Origin of the sequence: Faecalibacterium sp. i25-0019-C1 (assembly GCF_042854225.1) — a bacterium.
GTDB classification, from domain to species: Bacteria; Bacillota; Clostridia; order Oscillospirales; family Ruminococcaceae; genus Faecalibacterium; species Faecalibacterium taiwanense.
Genome location: NZ_AP031428.1, coordinates 2091653 through 2109528 on the forward strand (window position 1 = coordinate 2091653; position 17876 = coordinate 2109528).

Here is a 17876-nt window from a genome sequence, read left to right on the forward strand (position 1 = left end):
CACAGCGGCTGGACAGTGCAGATTTTGCTTGCTATACTGTAGCTGTGATATTCTGCAGCTGAGAGGTTTTTGGGATGAGTGGAATCGTTTCCCGTCTGTCTGTCCTTGGCAAGGTCTGGCTGGGCCTTGCTGCCGGGGCACTGGCGCTTATTGTATTCGGCCTTGCCGCACCGGGCAGCAGCCTGTTTTTCCCGCTGGTGAGCCTGTGGTGCAATGCAGCACTGTTTGCACTGGCGCTGCTGGTGCTGCGCCGGGCCGGTATAGAGCTGGACCTGTTCCACAAGGCGGTGCTGGTGGGCCTGTGGGCAGCGGCCGTGCTTTACTTTTACTGGACCCTCGGCAGCCGCACCTTCCTCTACCACTGGGACTACGTAAACTACATTCTAAAGCAGTATCATGCCGAAGCCGCCTTTGCCCAGAGCACAGGCGCAGGCTTCCGGTTTCTCCTCGATTCCATCACCGAGGACTATACGAATTTCATCACCCTGTTCACCGAGTTCCCGTTCTGCCTGAGCGGCAAGACCGGCGACGACTACGCATTCTGTCAGGTATTCAGCGTACTGCCCAGCCTGCTGGTGCTGCTGGCGGGCCTGACGGTCAAGGTGGGCCGGATGCTACGGGTAAAGAACCGGTTCTGGTATTTCCTCATCGGCTTTTCGTGGTGCGCTACCTTCCCGTTCGTGCGCATGTCGGCGGTGCTGGGCCAGCCGGACTGGTTCGGGCTGATCTTTGCCTTCATGCTCATGCTGCTCACACTGGACTACCGCTTTGACGGCATCGACCTGCCCCGCTATCTTCTGATCTTTGCCGCCACGGCGGGCATCATCCTCACCCGGCGCTGGTACTTATATTTTGTGGTGGGCTACTGCTTTGCCTACGTGCTGATGCTGGCAGTTTCCAGCATCCGGCTGGCAAAAGATGGCCAACCCAGCCGCGCTGTGCACCGCATGGTACGGCTGGTGGCGTTCGGCCTGTGTGCGGCCGGGGCCATGGTGCTGCTGCTTCTGCCCATGGTGCGCAAAATTTTAAGCTTTGACTACGCCGGGCGCTACTCTTACTACAACTTCGGCGGCATCACGCTGGAGCTGGCCGCACAGACGCTGCGCATCGGTTTGCTGAACTTCATCCTCATCGGAATAGGGCTGTGGTTTGCCGCAAAACGCCGTCTGCCTGCCCTGCCCTGCCTTGCAGGGACAGAGCTGCTGGTGAGCCTTGTGCTGTTTACCCGGGTACAGAACACCGGCTCCCACCAGATGCTGCTGTTCGTGCCTGGGTGGCTGCTGCTGTTCCTCGTTGGTTCCGCCGCACTGGCCGACGGCCTGAAAAAGCACACCGCCGTCAAGCTCTGCTACTGGGGCTTTACCATGGTGTTTGCGGTGTCCGTGCGCTGCTCGCCGCTGACCACCGTTGCTCTGCCGGGCTTTGTGGTGGATCATTTTCCCCTCAAGGCCGTGTCGGAATTCGTCCGGCTGGACAAGCTCACCTACGACCGCACCGATGCCGCCCAGATCCAGCGCGTGGACGACTGGATCGATGCCCACTGCGATGCGGAAAAGGGCGAGTTCGCCTACATGATCCCCCACGATATGCTGTACAACTCAGACATGTTCCAGTACGCCGCCCTGCCGGACATCCAGCTGCAGGGCAAGCTGGCCGCCGGCATCTCCATCCCGGGCACCCACGAGTTCCCGGTGCGGTTCTTCGAGGCAAAGTACGTGCTCACCGCAGAGCCGCTCCCCCAGACCTTTGTCAGCGGCGGTGAGCTTTCCGGCCGGTGGAATGCCCTCTTCTGCGCCGCGCGGGATGAGCACTTTACGCAGGCCGCCAGCTTTGACATGGGCAACGGCACCGTGTTCACCGTGTGGGAGCGCACCGAGCCTGCCGACCGGGCTGAGGTGGAATATTATCTGGATGCCTTCGCGCAGGAGGATGCCCTCTACCCCGAAATGTTCTCGCAGGTGGCGGAAGCCTGGCTTGCCGGACATGGACTTTGAATTGCAAACGCTTTGGATATAAAAGGAGTATTTCCCATGGAACAGAATGCAAACGCCCTGCCCAAGGTCACGCTGGGCCAATACAAGGGGCTGGAATTCACCCGCCGGGTGCGCCCGGTATCGGAAAAGGCCGTGGAGCTGGAGGCGGCGAACCTCACCCGCACCCACGCCCCCTTTGCACCGGTGGAAAAGTCCGCCGCGCGCGGGATGCGCGTCACGCTGGATTTTGAGGGCTTCATGGACGGCGCACCCATCCCGGAAAGCAAAATGGAAAATGTGACCGTGGTGCTGGGCACCGGTCAGCTGATGCCCGCCGCCGAGGATGCTGTGTACGGCCACAAAGCAGGCGAGAGCTTCCGATTCGATTTTACCTATCCCGCCGAGTTCCGGGTGCCGGAGCTTTCCGGCAAGACGGCGCAATTCGCCATCACCCTGCACACCGTGGAGCAAAAGCAGCCTGTACCGCTGGACGATGCCTTTGCCAAGACACTGGGCTTTGATACGGTGGATGCCCTGAAGGAGAGCATCCGCGAGAAAAAGCGCCGCTCCCACGAGGCCAACGCCGACCGAATTGCCGGAGCCGCCCTGCTGGGCATGGCCGGTGCCAACCTGACGGCGGAGCTGGATAACGCCATTCTGGACCAGAATGCCGACCATGACATGAACGCCCTGCGCGAACGGCTGCGCCGCAGCAAAATGACCATGGAGCTGTACTGCAAGGCAGGCCAGACCACACCGGACGAGGTGCGCGCCGCCTTCCGCCGGGATGCCGAGCGCAAGATGCGCAGCATCCTTGCGGTGCAGGCCATCGCCAAGGCCGAACAGATTACCGTGTCCAACGCAGAGGTGGATGCCGAGTACGTCCGCCTTTCCAAGCTGCACGATACCCCGGAAGCCGAGATCCGCAATGTGCTCAGCCGGGACGCTGTGGCCTCTGCCGTGACCACTCAGAAGGTGCAGCGTTTCCTGATCGACCACGCAAACATCACTTCGGTTGTGGAAAAGGAGTAAACTATGGGCTTTTTTACACGCACCGCGATGGATATGCTGATGAAAACTACCCATCCCGAGATCAACCGCCGCCAGTGCTGGAACCTGCATCCCCATCGCAAGCCCTGCACCGAGTGCAAGGATATCTGCCCCTATGGCGAACAGATCTTTACCCGCCCGAACCTTGTGAAGGACTGGGACCCCTGTACCGAGTGCGGCCTGTGTGTCTCTGCCTGCCGCAGCGGCTGCATCATCCCTTCGCCGGAGCAGGTGCAGCGGGACACCTCTGCCGCCGATACCGACAATGACACCATCTGGATCGGCTGCGAAAAGTCCACCCGCAAAAATTCCATGGTGCGCACCTGCATCTCTGCCCTCACATGGGAGACACTGGCCTACCTTGCCCTGAACAAAAAGATCGTGCTGGACCTGACCCCCTGCGGTGAATGTGAGAACGACCTGTGCGCCGCCCAGCTGCGCAAGGAGCTGACAAGGCTTGTGGATTTCTTTGGCCAGCCCATGTTCGAGGCACGGTTCACTCTGGCCTACGAGCCGGACGAAGCGCTCTACCACGTAAAGGAGCTAAGCCGCCGCGAAATGTTTGAGCAGGTGAGCCACGGCTCCAAAAGTGGCACCAAAAAGTTGCTGCAGATGCTGCCCGGCCTGCACAGCGAGGACGACGGCGGTGTGGATTTCCGCCTTTTGCTGCACCAGCGCACAAAGCAGCTGAAGGCATCCATGGAAACGCCGCTGAAGTACGGCTACTACCTGCCCAACTTTACCGATAAATGCTTTGGCTGCGGCAAGTGCGAAAAGGCCTGCCGCGCCGGTGCGCTGAAGCTGGAGGACCTGCCCGACGGCCAGACCCGCATCGTCATCACGCCGTGGAAGTGCAGCGAGTGCGAGGTGTGCGTGGCCTCCTGCTCCAACCATGGCATCGACGGCATGAAGCTGCGCCAGCTCACCACCCTTGGCCCGGTAAGTGTACACAAATGCACCAAGACCCTGTGCAAGGAATGCGGCAAGCCCATTGCGCCGGGCAGTGTGGATGGTGTGTGCACCGTGTGCCGCATCAAGGCCCGCACCAAAAAGCGGCAGGAAGAAGCCGCTGCCAAGGCAAAGCAGCTGCGTGAGGAACGCGAAGCCAAAAAGGCTGCAGAGGAAGCCGCCAAGGCAGCAGCCGAAGCCGGTGCCGACGCTGCTGAGACAGCTGTACAGACGGCTGCCGCCCCCGCAGAAACCGCTGCGGCCGCTGCCGTGCCTGCTGCGGCCGGTTCCGTGATCACAGCACTGACCCCGGAAAAAGCAGCCCCCGCCGCGCTGGACGAAACCCCTGCTGCCGCACCGGAAAACACCGCAGAAAAGGATGTGCCCGACACACCGAAAAACGATTGACGGCGCACAGATTCAATGCTATACTGACCATAAGACCACGCACCGTGGCCACCGACTGTTACAAAGGGGTAACGGAGCTATTTCCGTTACCCCTTTCTTATCCCAAAGCACGAAGCAAGCTTTTGCCAAGATCTTACGAAAGAAGGATTTTACTATGGCTCATTCCATCTCCCGCCGCCAGTTCCTGCAAGGCAGCGGCGCAGCCGCCCTTTCTGTGGCAGCGGCTGGTCTGCTGAGCAGCTGCGGCGGCTCCTCCGCTTCCAATGGCGGCAGCACCGGCGCTGCCGGCAGCAGCTCCACCTACACCGTGCTGTATTCCCGTCAGCCCGCCACCCTGAACTATCTGGTCTGCTCAGCTGACCCGGACCTTTACCACGGCACTCAGTGCATCGACACGCTGGTGGAGTACGACAACCGCGGCAAGATCCGGGAGGGCCTTGCCACTGCTTGGGAGTGGGATGCCGACAGCCTGACCTGGACGTTCCACCTGCGGGATGAGAACTGGGTGGACTGCAACGGCGAGGTGCTTGGCCCTGTGACCGCACAGGACTTTGTGGATGCGCTGGCCTATGTGCTGAACCCGGACTACGCTTCCTCCACTGCAAGCCTTGTCACCCCCTATGTGGCCGGTGCGGACGACTACTATAACTACTGCGTTTACCGCAACAACGCCAATAACGGCACCGTGGCCGAGGACGGCACCACCTACGCCATTGATGCCAACGGCACCGTGACCGCTGCTGCCGCCGACGGCACCACCACCGAATACCCGGCTGTGGATTTTTCCACTGTGGGCGTGAAGGCTGTGGACGACCACACCCTGACCTACACGTTGAACTTCGACTTTCCCGGCTTCCTCAGCCTGGTGAGCTATGCTCCCTACGAGCCTGCCTACGGCCCGCTGCTGGAGGAGTTTGCCGACCAGTTCTGCACCAGTGCCGAGACCGCCTGCAGCTGCGGCGCGTTCTATCTGGCCGAGTACACCCCGCTGGAAAACTGGGTGATGAAGAAGAACCCCGAAAACTACGATGCCGACAGCGTTTACATCGACACGGTGCGCTACATCTACAATCAGGAAGAGCTGATCAGCGGCCCGGAGATGGTCAAGCGCGGCGAGATCGATCAGGCTACTATCAGCTCCGACATTCTGGACAGCTGGCTGGCCGACGACACCACCAAGGACATGGTTTCCATGGAGCGCCCGGAAACCGGCAAGAGCTACTTCTACATCTTCAACTTCCTGCCCTACCGCCACGAATTTTCCAACTGGACCGTGACCGGCGTGGATGCCCAGTACGAGCCGGACAATTGGGCCAAGGCCATCAACTCCACCAACTTCCGCAGGGCTTTCCTGTATGCCATCAATCCGTCTGTGACGCTGGCCGTCACCGCGCCGGAAGGCTACGATAACTACAAGCTGCACACCATCACTCCGCCGTCCTTCTGTGCCAACAGCAAAGGCGTGGATTATACTGAATGCGGCGGCCTTGCAAACCTCTCCGACTTCTTTGACGAAGCCAAGGCCAAAGAGTACCGTGATGCCGCCGTGGAAGAGCTGACTGCCGCCGGTGTCACCTTCCCCATCAAGATCCAGTATCCGTACAACCCCGCTGTGGTGGACTGGGACAAGCAGTGTCAGGTGTTCAAGCAGCAGGTGGAAGCCGTGCTGAACGACGGCTTTGACTTCATCAGCATCATCATCACGCAGGGTCCGTCCGACAATTTCCTGAACGCGGTGCGCCGGGTGGGTGCCTACCAGCTGATGTCCTACTACTGGGGTGCCGATTACTCCGACCCCGAGACCGAGGTGTACCCCTTCTATCAGGAAGCCGGCGACCGCGGCACCTGCTACAGCTTCCTGCGCACCGGCGTGGAGGACGGCATCGTGACCGGCGAGACCGCTGACCTCGTGATGCAGTACATGTCCATGGTGGAGAACGCCAAGACCATCACCGAGGATCTGGACGCCCGGTACGAAGCCTTTGCGGATGCCGAAGCTTTTCTGATCGAGAATGCACTGGTCATCCCGCTGGGGATGCCGGTGCCGCCCTACATTGCCACCCGTCTGAACCTGTGGGAGGGCCAGTACGCGCCCACAGGCCTTTCCACCAACCGTCTGAAGGGCGTGCACATCCTCGACCATTACGTTTCCATGGAGGAGTATAACGCCAACCGGGATGCGCGGTAAAAACTGAATCGGAAACTCCCCCAGTCTGCTGCGCAGACAGCCCCCTCTGGGATGGGGCCTCTGGCGAAACCGGAAACTTTCCCGTCATGCCAAGGGCTCCCTCCCCGAGGGAGCTGGCTTTGCGCAGCAAAGGCTGAGGGAGTTTTTGTTTGCTCCTCATTTTTCCCGCAAAAACTCACAAATCACTTTCCAAACGTAAGATTTTGCGTTATTCTATACTTATCTGTATTTATAAAGAAAAGAGAGGTGCACGGCTATGGTGCAATATCTCGCAAAACGCATCGGGCGCTCCATTCTGACCCTGTTCGTCATTGTGACGCTGGTGTTCTGCCTGCTGCGGCTCATGCCGGTGGAAGGCTACTTTGCAAACTACGAAAAAATGACCGAGGCACAGATTCAGGCCGGGCTGCAGTCCATGGGCCTGCTGGACCCGCTGCCGGTGCAGATCGGCCATTTCTGGCGGGATGCGCTGCACGGTGATCTGGGCGTGAGCCACATTTATAAGCTCAACGCTCCCGTGACCAGGATCCTTGCCCAGAAGCTGCCCATTTCCATCGAAATGGGTGTGCTGGCCATGCTGCTGAGCCTTGTGCTGGGCATCCCGCTGGGCCTTGTCATGGGCCGTTATAAGGGCCGCTGGCCGGATAAGCTGGGCACGGCATTCATCGTGCTCATTCAGGCGGTGCCTGCGGCAGTGTACTTTTTGTATATCCAGATGTACGGCACCACCGCCATGGGCGTGGGCCTGCTGTTCGATGCCGCCAACTGGCGCTATTGGGTGCTGCCGGTGTGCAGCATGAGCCTTGCAAACCTTGCGTTCTACGCCATGTGGCTGCGCCGCTATATGGTGGACGAGAGCAACAAGGACTACGTCAAGCTGGCCCGCGCCAAGGGCGTGAGCGAGAACAATATCGCCCTGCACCACGTATTCCGCAACGCCATGGTGCCGCTGGTGCAGTACATTCCCTCCGCATTCCTGAACACCGTCGTCGGCTCCATCTACATCGAAAGCCTGTACAGCATCCCGGGCATGGGCGGCCTGCTGGTCACCTGTGTGCAGCGCCACGACAATACCATGGTGCAGGGCATCGTGCTGCTGTACGCCTGCGTGGGCATCATCGGCTTGATTTTGGGCGATGTGCTCATGGTGCTCATTGACCCCCGCATCAACTTTGGCAAGAAAGAAGGTGGACGCTGATGCTCTCTTTTCTGAAACGCGAAAAATCGAAGCAGCTGGAGGATCAGCTGAATGCTGCTCAGGCACAGCGCCGCACCGGCTGGGAAAATCTGCCGGAGGATGAGCTGTTCACCCCCGCCGGGTTCAGTGAGGAACAGGCCGAAGCCACCGCCAGCTCCAACTACAGCTACTGGGGCAGCACCTTCCGTGCCTTTTTCAAGAACAAGTTCGCCGTGGCCCTGCTGATCGCGCTGGTGGTCGTGGTTGCCTTTGCCTTCATCCAGCCCCACCTGCCCGGTCAGGCAGACCCGAACCTGTGCGCCGTGGACCCTGTGACCGGCATCCAGTACCGCAACATCGCCCCCGGGCAGGACGGCTTTATCTGGGGTTCCAACTCCATTGGTCAGGACCTGTGGGCACGCATCTGGGCCGGTGCACGCACCAGTCTGACTATCGCCTTCTTCGTGGCCCTCATCGAAGCTGTGGTGGGCATTACCGCCGGTGTGCTGTGGGGCTATGTGCGCGGGCTGGACTTTGTGTTCACCGAGCTGTACAACATCTTCGATAACATTCCCACCGCCATCGTGCTGATCCTCATTTCCTATGTAGCCACCCCCAGCATCTGGACCATGGTCCTTGGCATGGCCATCAAGGGCTGGATCGAAATGGCACGCTTCATCCGCAACCAGATCCTCATCATCCGCGACCGGGATTATAATGTGGCTTCCCGCTGCATCGGCACGCCCACCACCCGCATCGTGCTGCGCAACCTGCTGCCCTACCTCGTCTCGGTCATCATGCTTCGCATGGCCCTCACCATCCCGGAAGCCATTGGCAACGAGGTGTTCATCACCTACATCGGTCTGGGCCTGTCCGTGGAGACCCCCTCGCTGGGCAACCTGGTCAACGACGGCCGCAAGGTGATGATGCAAGCCGGGCTGCGCTACCAGCTGCTGTACCCCACCCTCATCCTGAGCTTTGTTACCATTGCGTTCTATCTGATCGGCAACGCCTTCTCGGATGCTGCCGATCCGAAGAACCATCTACAATAAGGAGGGGATATCATGGAACACAACCAGCTCATTCTCTCCGCAAAAGATGTCAACATCCAGTTCAACCTGCGTGGAAAAGTGCTGCACGCCATCCGTGGCATCGATCTTGACCTCTATCAGGGCGAGGTGCTTGCCATCGTAGGCGAGAGCGGCTCCGGCAAGAGCGTTTTTACCAAGAGCTTCATGGGCCTGCTGGATGCCAACGGCTCCATTACCAGCGGCACCATTGATTACTACGGCATGGCGGACGGCAAGCCGCTGCGCCTTTCTGACCTCAGAACCGAAAAGGACTGGCTGCGGGTACGTGGCCGCGAGATCGCCATGGTCATGCAGGACCCCATGACCAGCCTGAACCCGCTGAAGACCATCGGGGCACAGATCATGGAAGCCGTTGCCCTGCATCAGGGCTTAAAGGGTGCTGCCGCCAAGGAAAAAACGCTGGAATACCTGCGGGATGTGGGCATCTCTGACCCGGAAAAGCGCTTTAAGCAGTACCCGCACGAGTTCTCCGGCGGCATGCGCCAGCGTGTGGTCATTGCCATTGCGGTGGCCTGCAGCCCCAAGATCCTGATCTGCGACGAGCCTACCACCGCACTGGACGTGACCATTCAAGCCCAGATTTTGCAGCTTTTGAAGGAAATGCGGTTCAAGTACGATCTGACCATCGTCATGATCACCCACGATCTGGGCGTTGTGGCAAACATTGCAGACCGCGTAGCTGTGATGTACGCAGGCGACATTGTGGAAATCGGCACTGCTGACGAAATTTATTACGATCCCCGCCACCCCTACACATGGGCGCTGCTTTCCAGTATGCCGCAGATGGGCGTGAAGGGCGAGGACCTGTTCAACATCGTGGGCACACCGCCAAACCTGTTTGCGGAAATTCGCGGCGATGCTTTTGCGCCCCGCAACCCGCAGGCGCTGAAGATCGATTTTGTCAAGCGCCCGCCTTACTTTGAGGTAACGCCCACCCACAAGGCCAAAACATGGCTGCTGGACCCCCGGGCACCCAAGATCGAGCCGCCTGCTGCGGTAAAAATGCTGCGAGAGGAGGGGCTGTAAGATGGAAAATGAACGCGAAGTTCTTTTGGAAGTGAACCACCTGAACGTAACCTACGGCTCCGGCAAAAAAGCATATGAAGCTGTGCAGGATGCCAACTTTAAAATTTATAAGGGCGAGACCTTCGGCCTTGTAGGCGAAAGCGGCAGCGGCAAAACTACCATTGGCCGGGCCATCCTGCGCATTCTGCCCACCTCGGGCGGCGAGATTCTTTATAAGGGCCAGAAGATCAACGGCAGAATTTCCCGCCAGCTGGACAGGCAGATCATCAAAGAGATCCAGATGATCTTTCAGGACCCGCAGTCCTCGCTGAACGAGCGCGCCAAGGTGAGCTACATCGTGGGCGAAGGCCTGCAGAACGTCCGGCCTGATCTTTCCACCGCCCAGCAGGAGGAAAAGGTGCGTCAGGCTCTGCTGGACGTGGGTCTGCTGCCGGAATTTGCCTCCCGCTTCCCGCACGAATTTTCCGGCGGACAGCGCCAGCGCATCGGCATTGCCCGGGCCCTGATCGTGGAGCCGGAGTTCATCGTTGCCGATGAGCCCATCAGCGCACTGGATATGTCCATCCGTGCACAGGTGCTGAACCTGCTGCGCCGCCTGCAGAAGGAACGCGGCATCACCTACCTGTTCATCGCCCACGATCTTTCCGTGATGCGCTACATCTCCGACCGCATCGCCGTCATCCACAAGGGCCGCATCGTGGAGCTGGCCGGGGCCGAAGAGTTGACAGCCCACGCCATCCACCCCTATACCCGCAGCCTGCTTTCCGCCATTCCCATGCCGGACCCCCGCCGGGAGCGGCAGAAAAAGCTGCTGGTGTACGACCCCGCCATGCACGACTACTCCAGAGAGGCCCCCCAGTGGCGCGAACTGCGGCCTGAGCATTTTGTACTGTGCAGCGCTGCCGAAGCCGAGCAGTGGCTGCCGCGCTGACCCCCAACATTTCGGGCTGAATCGTTGTTTTACGGCTCTTTTACGCAACATTCAAAGTTTATTTCTTGACATTCTCCGGCAGCTCCACTACAATAGAATCTGCATCATTGATTCTGATTTTTGAGTTATTAGCGTGTTCTGACCGGCGGCTTTCATCTTCTTTGCAAAGTTGTCGGCTTTTGGCAATGAAAAGAAGAAGAAAGAAAAGAGGACTTTATTCTATGACTACTGAACAGCGTGAACCGCTCTATGCGTCCACTGCGAAGCCCTGGCTGAAGTACTATGACCAGAAATACATCGACATGCCCCTGCCCAAGTGCAGCGCCTTTGAGTATCTCTGCCATCAGAACAAGAACCATCTGAGCGAGACCGCTCTGGAGTATTATGGCCGCAAATTCACCTTTGCAGACCTCTTTGTGAATGTCAAGAAAACCGCTGCCGCCTTCCGTGCTCTCGGCGTGAAAAAGGGCGACATCATCACCGTTGTCAGCGTGATGACCCCCGAGGTGATCTATGCCTTCTACGCTGTCGATATGATCGGCGCAACGCTGAATCTGGTGGACCCACGCTACAGCGTTGAGGGTATCCACGAGTACATCGAAGAGGTAGATTCCCGCCTGCTGATCTGCCTGAATGTGACCTATGAGCGCTGCCACAAGGCAGAAAAGCGCACCAATGTGGAGCGCGTTCTGGTCATCAGCCCCGCGGACTCTCTGCCGCTGCATCTGGCCGTCGGCTACAAGCTGACCAACCCCGATAAGAACCGCTACAAGTCCAATGTGATCCACTGGAAGGACTTTATTGCACAGGGCAAGGATCAGAGCATGAACGCCGAACCCTACGACCCGCAGCACGCCTGCGTGGTGGTGCACACCGGCGGCACCACCGGTTCACCCAAGGGCGTTATGCTGACCGACGACTGCTTTAACTCTCTGGCCCACGAATTCATCGCCCAGAGCAACCTGTTCTGCCGCGGCCAGAAGCTGATGAACGTCATGCCTCCGTTCATTGCCTACGGCTATGCCTGCGGCGTGCACATGCCGCTGGTCATGGGCCTGCACGTCGTCATCATCCCCAATCTGGACCCCGACAAGCTGGGCGCACTGATCTGGAAGCACAAGCCCGAGCACATGTTCGGCGTTCCGGCCCACTACCAGCAGATGGCAGCTTCTCCGCTGCTCAAGAAGAAGAAGGATCTCTCCTTCATCCGCAACTATGCCGCCGGCGGCGACTCGCTGCCGCTGGGCGCTGAGCTGACTGTGAACGAGTTCCTGAAGGCGCACAACGTGGAATATCCGTTGGCCAAGGGCTACGGCATGACCGAGGTCGCCTCTGCCGCTACCGTTGCCGCCGGCAACGTGACCAAGCCCGGCAGCGTGGGCATTCCCATGCTGAACACGGTGGTGTCCATTTTTGAGCCTGGCACCGAGACCGAACTGCCCATCGGTGAGCGCGGCGAGATCTGCATCTGCACCCCCACCGTCATGAAGGGCTACTACAATAAGCCCGAGGAGACCGACATGATCCTGCGCCGCCATGCAGACGGCCAGATCTGGGCACACACCGGCGATGTCGGCTACATGGACGAGGACGGCTTTGTGTATCTGGATTCCCGCATCAAGCGCATGATCATCCGTCACGACGGTTTCAAGGTGTTCCCGTCCATGATCGAGAACGTCATCAGCCGCCACCCGGCCGTGCATCAGTGCTCGGTGGTGGGCTGCACCGATAAGGACCATGTGCAGGGCCGCCTGCCCTTCGTCTACGTGGTGCTGGACCCGGAAGGCGACAAGAAAAAGCGCCAGATCGTGCGGGAACTGCGCCAGCTGTGCAATGAAGAGCTGCCGGAGTATGTGCAGCCGGTGGGCTACAAGTTCATCTCTGAAATGCCCTTTACCCCTGTTGGCAAGGTGGACTACCGCAAGCTGGAAGAAGAGATCACTCCCCGCGATTACTGATCCTGAACTTCACCCTGTAATTTTTCAGACACTGAGCTCTCCCGAAAGGGAGAGCTTTTTTGTATGGAAGAAATCGCAGAATACGGACACAGCGATGGCCGCAATTTTTTGAATTTTGTCAGTTGACAATTTTTACTTTCCATTTTATCATAGAGACAACAGCTGTGCCGCACAGGTGCAGTCATTCCAGAAAGAAGGAATTACAATGAAAAACAAAAAGTTTGCCAGCTTTCTGGCCGCAGCGGCAGCGCTTGTGCTGCTGGCCATGCCTGCATTTGCTGCCGACGAACAGACGGAGCTGCCTGCCGCCGAAGCAGCAGAGGTGCAGCAGGAGCAGACCGCAGCGCCTGCCGAGCAGGAGACCGCCCTGCCCGCCGATGCCCAGACAGCCGGCGAACCGGAGCAGCAGCTCACCTATGTGGCGCTGGGCGACAGCATCACCTCCGGTGTCGGCCTTGCCGATATGAAATACAACATCGCCCAGATCGGCTACGATCTGCAGCCGAACTTTGAGGGCTACCCTTCCCAATGCTACACCGCCCTTGTGGGCAAGGGCCTTGGGCTGGACCGCCAGCACGCCATCAATCTGGGCCTGCCCGGCCTGATGAGCCCTGACATGCTGGATATGGTGCAGAACAGCGCCATGCCCAAGATGAATCAGGCTTCCGGCGCATATTACGTCTACCCGGAATATCAGGAGTATCTGCGCAAGGCCGATATCATTTCCATCCAGATCGGCTCCAACGACGCGCTGGTGCCCTGCATCGTAGGTCTGGGCGAGGCCACCAACTGGAAGAGCGAGCAGCTTGCCGCACTGATGGTCAGCGGTGCCCTGCGTGATTTCAACTTCCAGAAGCTGGGGCTCTTCCTCGAAGCGCTGAACCGTATGACCCTTACCTTTGACGAAAGCCGCGCCACCAACCGCCTGCTGTTCCGCGGCATGGATGAGATCTGCGATCAGGCCTATACCAATGTGACCGCCAGCCTGCCGCAGATCGTGGCCAGTATCCGCGCACTGAACCCGGACGCAAAGATCGTGCTGCTGGGCTACACCAATCCCGTGCCGCTGCTGCCCGCATGGAACCGCTATTTCAGCAAATTGAACCGCTTTGCCAAAGACCTTGCCGCACAGGAAGGCCTGACCTATGTTGCCATTCCCCGTGCGCAGACCGCTGCCGACGGCCACCCCACCGTTAAGGGCCACCAGTACATTGCAAACCAGATTTTGAATGCTCTGAAGTGAGCTTTCCATCAAAAAAGCCTGTCTCATTTTACGAGACAGGCTTTTTTTGCGCTGTTCTGTTTTCAGCTCAGCCGGCCGCTTTCCACCGAAAAGCTGATATCTGCCGCAGCCATGGTAGACTTGCGGTGGGAGATCAACAGCACCGTTTTGTCTTTGCACTCGTCCCGGACGGCCTTGAGGATCACGCCCTCATTCAGGCTGTCCAGATTGGAGGTAGGCTCGTCCAGCAGCAGGAAGGGTGCATCATGCAGGAAGGCACGCGTCACGCCGATGCGCTGGCGCTCGCCGCCGGAAAGTGCACCGCCCAGCTCACCCACCAGGGTATCATAGCCCTTGGGCAGGCTGTGGATAAAGCCGTCCAGCGCAGCCTTTTTGCAGGCTGCTTCCACCTCTTCCCGGGTGGCATCCCGCTTTGCAATGCGGATGTTGTTCTCAATGGTATCGTCGAACAGCTCGGTCTCCTGCGTCACAAGGCTTTCCTGTTCGCGCAGGGCGGCGGTGTTCACGCGGCGGATATCCTCTGCGCCAAAGCGGATGCTGCCGCTGGATACATCCCAGAAGCGCATCAGCAGCCGCAGGAAGGTAGACTTTCCGCTGCCGGAGCGGCCGGTGATGCCCACGACCTTCTTTTCCGGAATGGTCAGGCTCAGGTCATGCAGCACCTCCTCATTGGCATAGGCAAAGTTCACATGCTCTGCCGCAGCACCTGCAAATGCGGTGTCTGTGCCGTCGGTCACATCGGCGGTGACGGGCTGTTCGTCCAGCAGGTCCAGCACGCGGTCTGCGCTGGCGAACACCTGCGTCAGGCTGGCACCAAGGTTTGCCAGCGCCACCACCGGGCCAAAGGAGCTGAGGGCTGAAAGGGTGCACACCAGTACGCCCTCCACGTCCATTTTACCGTTCTGGTAAAGGTTCAGGCTCACACCCAGCACGGCCAGCACCGTGAGCAGGATCAAGGTGTTCGTGATGGCCACGGTCAGGCCCTCGCGGTATTTCATCGCCTTCTGCTTTTCGCCCAGCATCTCACTGTGGGCCGTGATGCCCTCGGCGCGGGCTGCGGTGTCCTGATACTGCAGGGTGTCCTTCAGGCCGCGCAGGCTTTCCAGCACATAGCTGTTGGTATCGGCCAGTGCCTGACGGTACTCCCGGGCGGCACGGTCGCCGCGCTTTGCGCTCCACACCGGCAGGGCCACGCCCACCAGCAGATAGCCCGCCAGCAGCACCAGCGCAGGCAGGATGTGCCAGCTGCCCACAAAGCCCGTCATGCCGATGACGCAGATGCACGCGATGCAGATGGGCGAAATGGTGTGGGCATAGAACACCTCCAGCGCTTCGATATCGGCCGTGATGAGCGAGATCAGGTCACCGCGGTCACGGCCTTCCAGCTTTGCCGGGGTCAGACGGCGCAAGGCACCGAACACCTTATCGCGGATCAGGGCCAGCAGCTTGAAGGCGATATAGTGATTGGACGCCTGCTCTGCGTAACGCAGAACGCCGCGCAGCAGGGCAAACACCAGAATACATGCAAAGGCTGTGCTCACGGTTTTGAGCGGACTGGCAAGGCCCAGCGCACGCAGGATGCCAAAACCGCCGAAGATGGTAATGAAGGTGGCGCAGAAATGGCCTGCCACCCCCATCACGATCGCTGCCAGCATAACGGGCAGCATGGGCTTTACCAGCACGATCAGCCGTCTCACAATGGCAAAGGGGCTGCGATGATTGCTCTTGTTCATGCTCAGGCATCCTCCTCTTCCAGTGTTTCCAGCTGCCGCTGTGCCAGATACAGGCGGCTGTAAGCCCCCTGCTTTGCCAGCAGCTCGGCGTGTGTGCCCTGCTCGATCACACGGCCATTGCTCATTGCATAGATGCAGTCGCTGTGCACCACGTTTGCCAGACGGTGGGAGATCAGGATGATCGTCTTTTTTCCGGCCAGACTGTGGATGGCCTGCATGATATCGTTCTCGCTCTCGGCATCCACATTGGAAGTGGCTTCGTCAAACAGGTAGATGGGCGTATCATGCAGCAGGGCCCGCGCCATGGCAAGGCGCTGGCGCTGACCGCCGGAAAGATTGCTGCCGCCCTCATGCAGAGCGGTCTGCAGGCCGTTCTGGCTGCGGCAGAAATCGGCCAGATTCACCTGTTCCAATGCCGCCCAGAGCTGTGCCTCGTCCGCGTCCGGCTTTGCCATGCGCAGGTTGCTCTCCACCGTACCCTTGAAGATGGCGGCGTTGTGGGGCACCAGCGTCAGGGTGCGCAGACGCTGTTCCTGCTGCAGCTCCTGCACCGGCACGCCGCCCAGCGTCACGCTGCCGGTATAGCCGGTGCGGCTGCCGGACAGCAGCGCCGCAATGGTGCTTTTGCCGCAGCCGCTCTCACCCACCAGCGAGACAAAGCTCCCCTGCGGAATGGTAAAGGAGACATCGTTCAGGATGGTGCGGTCCTTCTCGTAGCCAAAGGTGACATGCTCAAGCTTCAGAGTCGTATTCTCTCCGGGCACGCGGTCACCATCGGCAGGCTCTTCCGCTGCCAGAAGCTTGAAGATCTTCTCTGCCGAAGCGGCACCGTTCATGGCAATGTGGAAGTAGCTGCCCAGCAGCCGCAGCGGCAGGAAAAAGTCCGCCGCCAGCAGCACGATGGTCAATGTGGCGGTCAGGGTCAGCCGGCCTGCCGCAAATGCAGCCACCGCGCTGATGATGCCAAGGCCCGCACCGCCGTAAGCCATCAGGTCCATCAGTGTCACCGAGTTCAGCTGCATGGTGAGCACCTTCATGGTGATCCTGCGGAAGCGCTCAGCCTGCGCGTTCATCTGCTCGTGCTTCCAGCCGTCGGCCTGATAAATTTTCAGGGTGGTCAGGCCCTGAATGTTCTCAAGGAAGCTGTCGCCAAGGGTGGTGTATTCGCCCCAGTAGTTTGCCAGCAGCTTTTTGGCAAACTTCTGCACTGCCACAATGGACATGGGGATCAGCGGCACGCAGCACAGCAGGATGATGGCCGACCGTGCGTGCACACCCACCAGCAGCACAAACAGGGTAACGGGTGCCAGCAGGCTGTAAAACAGCTGCGGCAGGTATTTTGCAAAGTAGGTGTCGATCTGCTCCACACCTTCGCTGGCCAGCATCACCACCTCGCTGGTGGCCGCCGTCTCGGTGTAGTTGGGGCCAAGGCGGGCAAGCTTTGCGTAGATGCTGCTGCGCAGGGTGCGCTTGACATCCTTGGAAGCCTGATCGCTCATGGCCGATGCCAGCATGGTAAAGGCAAAGCGCATGGGCACCGTGGCAAGGCAGAGCACAAGGTTCTGCCACAGCTGTGCACTGGTCAGGCTGCCCGCAAAGGCTTCGCCCACCAGCCGGGCAATGGCCCGCACAAAGATCACGTTGCACAGCATCCCCAGCCATTGGAAAGCCACATTGGCTCCCACATACCGCAGCGCACCGCGGTCAAAGGACAGCAATTTTTTGTTGATCACTGGGCTTTCTCCGTTTCTGCTTTTTCTGCATCACTGCCAAACAGACGCTCATATTCGCCGGTAAAGATGCGCTCCGGCAGTGCACTGGTCATGGCAAGGGCAGCGGTAAAGCGCTCTTCTTCGCTCAGCGGCTCACTGACCGGTGGGAAATGGGTCAGGATCGTTTTCAGCTCCCGATCCACCTGTTTTGCCACCCAGATGCCCCGGTCTGTCATATAGATCTTGCCGTAGTGCTCCTTTACGATCATGCCGCGCTCCATGAGCAGATTCATGATACGCACCACCGAGGGCTTGGTCACGCCAAGCTTTTCGGCAATGCTGCGGGAGCTGATATCCAGATGGGTCTGTGAGACTTCGTAGATCGCCAGCAGATAGCGCAGATGCGCCGACGTAAGTTCCATCCCGATCACTCTCTTT

General features: G+C 59.3%; 13 protein-coding genes. 10 read left to right on the forward strand and 3 right to left on the reverse strand.

The genetic code is table 11. The features are described 5' to 3' along the window. Positions 1-74: 74 nt before the first annotated feature. The 10 genes from ACGHUK_RS10365 to ACGHUK_RS10410 all read left to right on the forward strand — a co-directional run bounded on the left by ACGHUK_RS10365 (position 75) and on the right by ACGHUK_RS10410 (position 13993). The gene (locus ACGHUK_RS10365) at positions 75-1994 is read left to right on the forward strand and encodes a hypothetical protein (RefSeq protein WP_390574279.1); all 1920 of its coding nucleotides are present in this window, start codon (positions 75-77) and stop codon (positions 1992-1994) included. 36 nt (positions 1995-2030) lie between these two features. After that, on the forward strand, positions 2031-3005 hold the full coding sequence (gene tig / locus ACGHUK_RS10370) for a trigger factor (RefSeq protein WP_005944537.1): 975 nt from the start codon (positions 2031-2033) through the stop codon (positions 3003-3005). 3 nt (positions 3006-3008) lie between these two features. After that, on the forward strand, positions 3009-4379 hold the full coding sequence (locus tag ACGHUK_RS10375) for a 4Fe-4S dicluster domain-containing protein (RefSeq protein ID WP_390574280.1): 1371 nt from the start codon (positions 3009-3011) through the stop codon (positions 4377-4379). A 154-nt stretch (positions 4380-4533) separates the two neighbouring features. After that, positions 4534-6567: an ABC transporter substrate-binding protein gene (locus tag ACGHUK_RS10380; protein WP_390574281.1), complete on the forward strand. Its 2034-nt coding sequence runs from the start codon at positions 4534-4536 to the stop codon at positions 6565-6567. Between the two features lie 256 nt (positions 6568-6823). Next, positions 6824-7765 (forward strand): ABC transporter permease, encoded by a 942-nt coding sequence (locus ACGHUK_RS10385; RefSeq protein ID WP_005944540.1) that lies wholly within the window; start codon positions 6824-6826, stop codon positions 7763-7765. Further along, a complete protein-coding gene (locus tag ACGHUK_RS10390) occupies positions 7765-8796 on the forward strand; it encodes an ABC transporter permease (RefSeq protein ID WP_154255614.1) in 1032 nt (343 codons plus the stop codon). Before ACGHUK_RS10385 ends, ACGHUK_RS10390 begins: the two co-directional genes overlap by 1 nt. A 12-nt stretch (positions 8797-8808) precedes the next feature. After that, complete coding sequence (locus ACGHUK_RS10395; protein ID WP_005944542.1) at positions 8809-9861, forward strand: ABC transporter ATP-binding protein; 1053 nt, start codon at positions 8809-8811, stop codon at positions 9859-9861. A gap of 1 nt (position 9862) precedes the next feature. Further along, positions 9863-10792, forward strand: coding sequence for an ATP-binding cassette domain-containing protein (locus tag ACGHUK_RS10400; protein ID WP_154255616.1), 930 nt, complete (start codon positions 9863-9865; stop codon positions 10790-10792). A gap of 221 nt (positions 10793-11013) precedes the next feature. Beyond that, the gene (locus ACGHUK_RS10405; RefSeq protein ID WP_120081238.1) at positions 11014-12750 is read left to right on the forward strand and encodes a class I adenylate-forming enzyme family protein; all 1737 of its coding nucleotides are present in this window, start codon (positions 11014-11016) and stop codon (positions 12748-12750) included. 205 nt (positions 12751-12955) lie between these two features. Continuing rightward, entirely contained in the window at positions 12956-13993 is a 1038-nt protein-coding gene (locus tag ACGHUK_RS10410; RefSeq protein WP_390574282.1) for an SGNH/GDSL hydrolase family protein, read from the forward strand. Between the two features lie 62 nt (positions 13994-14055). On the opposite strand, the gene ACGHUK_RS10415 is transcribed toward ACGHUK_RS10410, so the two are convergent. Genes ACGHUK_RS10415 through ACGHUK_RS10425 form a run of 3 tightly spaced genes read right to left on the reverse strand, consistent with a single transcriptional unit; the run spans position 14056 to position 17860 of the window. After that, positions 14056-15726: an amino acid ABC transporter ATP-binding/permease protein gene (locus ACGHUK_RS10415; protein WP_390574283.1), complete on the reverse strand. Its 1671-nt coding sequence runs from the start codon at positions 15724-15726 to the stop codon at positions 14056-14058. 2 nt (positions 15727-15728) lie between these two features. Next, entirely contained in the window at positions 15729-17459 is a 1731-nt protein-coding gene (locus tag ACGHUK_RS10420; RefSeq protein WP_223388982.1) for an ABC transporter ATP-binding protein/permease, read from the reverse strand. After that, positions 17456-17860, reverse strand: a complete 405-nt coding sequence (locus ACGHUK_RS10425) for a metal-dependent transcriptional regulator (RefSeq protein ID WP_005944549.1) — start codon at positions 17858-17860, stop codon at positions 17456-17458. Before ACGHUK_RS10425 ends, ACGHUK_RS10420 begins: the two co-directional genes overlap by 4 nt. Between the last annotated feature and the right edge of the window lie 16 nt (positions 17861-17876).

Coding starts and splice junctions, on each gene's coding strand:
- tig (WP_005944537.1), top strand. CDS start 2,031: ATGGAACAGAATGCAAACGCCCTGCCCAAGGTCACGCTGGGCCAATAC.
- ACGHUK_RS10415 (WP_390574283.1), bottom strand. CDS start 15,726: ATGAACAAGAGCAATCATCGCAGCCCCTTTGCCATTGTGAGACGGCTG.
- ACGHUK_RS10400 (WP_154255616.1), top strand. CDS start 9,863: ATGGAAAATGAACGCGAAGTTCTTTTGGAAGTGAACCACCTGAACGTA.
- ACGHUK_RS10395 (WP_005944542.1), top strand. CDS start 8,809: ATGGAACACAACCAGCTCATTCTCTCCGCAAAAGATGTCAACATCCAG.
- ACGHUK_RS10405 (WP_120081238.1), top strand. CDS start 11,014: ATGACTACTGAACAGCGTGAACCGCTCTATGCGTCCACTGCGAAGCCC.
- ACGHUK_RS10425 (WP_005944549.1), bottom strand. CDS start 17,860: ATGGAACTTACGTCGGCGCATCTGCGCTATCTGCTGGCGATCTACGAA.
- ACGHUK_RS10375 (WP_390574280.1), top strand. CDS start 3,009: ATGGGCTTTTTTACACGCACCGCGATGGATATGCTGATGAAAACTACC.
- ACGHUK_RS10390 (WP_154255614.1), top strand. CDS start 7,765: ATGCTCTCTTTTCTGAAACGCGAAAAATCGAAGCAGCTGGAGGATCAG.
- ACGHUK_RS10410 (WP_390574282.1), top strand. CDS start 12,956: ATGAAAAACAAAAAGTTTGCCAGCTTTCTGGCCGCAGCGGCAGCGCTT.
- ACGHUK_RS10365 (WP_390574279.1), top strand. CDS start 75: ATGAGTGGAATCGTTTCCCGTCTGTCTGTCCTTGGCAAGGTCTGGCTG.
- ACGHUK_RS10380 (WP_390574281.1), top strand. CDS start 4,534: ATGGCTCATTCCATCTCCCGCCGCCAGTTCCTGCAAGGCAGCGGCGCA.
- ACGHUK_RS10385 (WP_005944540.1), top strand. CDS start 6,824: ATGGTGCAATATCTCGCAAAACGCATCGGGCGCTCCATTCTGACCCTG.